4 protein-coding genes are annotated in these 2532 nt (G+C 40.1%); 1 reads left to right on the forward strand and 3 read right to left on the reverse strand.

All coding sequences use genetic code 11. The features are described 5' to 3' along the window. Together ACTF6W_RS09270 and ACTF6W_RS09275 are read right to left on the reverse strand one after the other, a co-directional pair. A partial coding sequence (locus ACTF6W_RS09270; protein WP_438994257.1) for a coproporphyrinogen III oxidase occupies positions 1–317 on the reverse strand: 317 nt, incomplete at its 3' end. Further along, positions 317–805 (reverse strand): tRNA (cytidine(34)-2'-O)-methyltransferase, encoded by a 489-nt coding sequence (locus ACTF6W_RS09275; protein ID WP_438994258.1) that lies wholly within the window; start codon positions 803–805, stop codon positions 317–319. The genes ACTF6W_RS09275 and ACTF6W_RS09270, both read right to left, overlap by 1 nt. A 111-nt stretch (positions 806–916) precedes the next feature. Here ACTF6W_RS09275 and ACTF6W_RS09280 point away from each other — a divergent pair, with 111 nt between their 5' ends. Further along, positions 917–1375, forward strand: coding sequence for a c-type cytochrome (locus ACTF6W_RS09280; RefSeq protein WP_438994259.1), 459 nt, complete (start codon positions 917–919; stop codon positions 1373–1375). Between the two features lie 11 nt (positions 1376–1386). Here ACTF6W_RS09280 and ACTF6W_RS09285 read toward each other — a convergent pair whose 3' ends face one another. Further along, a complete protein-coding gene (locus ACTF6W_RS09285; protein ID WP_438994260.1) occupies positions 1387–2217 on the reverse strand; it encodes a MipA/OmpV family protein in 831 nt (276 codons plus the stop codon). Positions 2218–2532 lie beyond the last annotated feature (315 nt).

The following is a 2532-nucleotide window of genomic DNA, read 5'->3' on the forward strand; positions in this document are numbered from 1 at the left end:
ATGCCGCTGGCCCAAAACCGTGGATCTTCTTCTGCACCCGGAATTTGTTTTGCAAATTCTGGCGAAAATTCACCATAAACGGTCGAAACATTGACACCGACTTTTTCAAAGACGCGGCCTTTCATAACGGCCATGGTGCCGCCCCCTTTTGAGGGGTCATCATCGCGGTACCAGCTTTTTCGTTCAAATCGACCGGGATCAAGGTCCGTATAAGGACCAGTTACATCGTTTTCTATGGCTTCAAATTCGTTACAAATATTTGTACGAAGTTCTTCAAACCAGTTTTGTGCTTTTTCTTTTTGTTGTTCAATCGTCATTAGTCAGCTTTTGGAAATTGATTAGTTTGTCTTAAGGCTTCACCGAGCACCATAGACGCAGAAACGGCAATATTCAATGATCTTGTTTCCGGCGTCATAGGAATTAGTAAGCGTGCATCAGCCCTCGCATGTACATCATCAGGGACGCCCGCGCTTTCACGGCCAAGCAACAGGACATCATTTTCTTTAAATTCAAATTCTGTGTAGGGTTCTGCGGCCTTTGTGGTTAAAAGGGCGATGCGATGTGACCCCATTATTTTCAGAAAATCTTCCCAGCTTTGATGTCGTGTGATTTTACTTTGATCAATATAATCCATTCCCGCACGGCGAAATGATTTTTCACCAAATGGAAAGCCACACGGTTCAATAATATGAATATGAACATCAAGGCACGCCGCCATACGAATGATGGTGCCAGTGTTCGGTGGGATATCAGGTTGATAAAGGGCAATATGCATAAGACGGGTTTTAAAGAATTGCTGATACATATGCAAGAGGCATATGGGATTGATTAAACCTTGACCCAGATCATGTAAGGGAACTTTGAATAATGGTATAATGAGGCATTATTGAATTTCATAAATTGAAAGGAAAAGATGATGAGAATTATACTATTTGTTACAGCAATTTTTTGTGCGTTGATTGTTAGTTCCTGTAGTTTTGGCCCTAAGTCCTCATATGGATTTACCTTGCCGGAAGGTAATGCAGAATATGGCAAAGCATATTTCGTTGAATATAGATGTGTTGATTGTCATACGGTCGCAGGATTAGAAGACGAACTATTGGCACCGGAAGGCATTGACCCGATTATGAATGTAGTATTAGGCGGCCCGGCAACCCATATTGAAACATATGGCGAATTGGTGACATCGATCATAAACCCGTCCCATAAGGTTTCAGAACAATATAGGGTGACACCATCGATAGATGAGCCACAATCAATGATGCGAAACTATAATAGCATCATGACAGTTGATGAATTGATCGATTTGGTTGCTTTTATTCAAGATCAATATGAATTAATGCCCATGACGCCGACGGTTTATAAAATCTATTAAAGTTTATATTCTTAGAAAGTATAGGATAGGCTGAATATGAAGCTTAGGTCATAATTGCTTGTAACGGCAGGGTTCGCGGTGATCGTGTCAGAAAGCGCGGTCGCCTGCGCAATTGATAAGGTGCTCCAATTTTCGTTAAAGCGATATATATGAGTTAACCCAGCGCTAAAGTTCACAACGGATTTATTGATGTTAAACGGGTTAAGGGTCAGCTCATCCGCATTGGCTAATGTTTTTTCAAATGTTTCTTGGTCGATCCCCCAAAGGAAATTGGCCAGCTTTTGACTTTGCCAAATAACGGAAAAGCGCGGCATAAATAAATTCTTTTTAACGAACGGAATAGCCAATCCATAACTTAAGGTGAGTTCCGTACCGTTTGAATTTCCGCTGATATCCTGCTGTACATTAAAGGATACGGTATTAAGGCCAAATTGATATCCACCACTTAAGCCTGTGTCGATGGATAGTTTCCTGCGGCTTTCGCCGGGTCGCATACGTGGTGTGATGTAACCATCAAGAAAAACCCCACCTTTACGGCGGTCTTCGATATTTTTTAAATGGTATCCTGCACGCAGCCCTTGAATAAAGAAAGTCTTACTTTGATATCCGATAACGGGGATCGGCATGGCGTTTATTTTTTCGCCTTCAAATGGTGAATCCTGTACTACCGCTCCAATCCCAAGTGACCATCTGCCTTCATTTGACTGAGCAGGGGGCATTTGCCCTGCTGCCCCGTCTGGTCTGCCTTGTGCTGATTGCGCGACAGCATTTTGAGAAGAGAGTATAGTGAAAGAGGCAAGAAATGCACTTATCACAAGATTGTTTTTAAGATTAAAGGTCATGTATAGATAGTGTCACAGCTTTATTAAATATTTATAATTTTCCCATAAAAGTTTAAAAAAGTGAAGAAATTAAGTTGAATGCATTTTCTTAATTTAGGGTTTATACGCTTCATAACAGTAAATGGATGATAATCAAGGAGTTATAAAATGAATTGACTTTATTTTACCCTTTATCAAATGGTCTTCAATCCGCTGGATTATTTAGATAGCCAAGTGAAACTAAGAATTTATCAACTTCTAGTAAAGTTTCACTGTATTTATTTTTATTGTAAAACTCATGTTTTTGTCTATCGTATAATACTAATTCAGATCTAA

This window comes from Pseudemcibacter sp., from assembly GCF_965661635.1.
Taxonomy (GTDB): domain Bacteria; phylum Pseudomonadota; class Alphaproteobacteria; order Sphingomonadales; family Emcibacteraceae; genus Pseudemcibacter.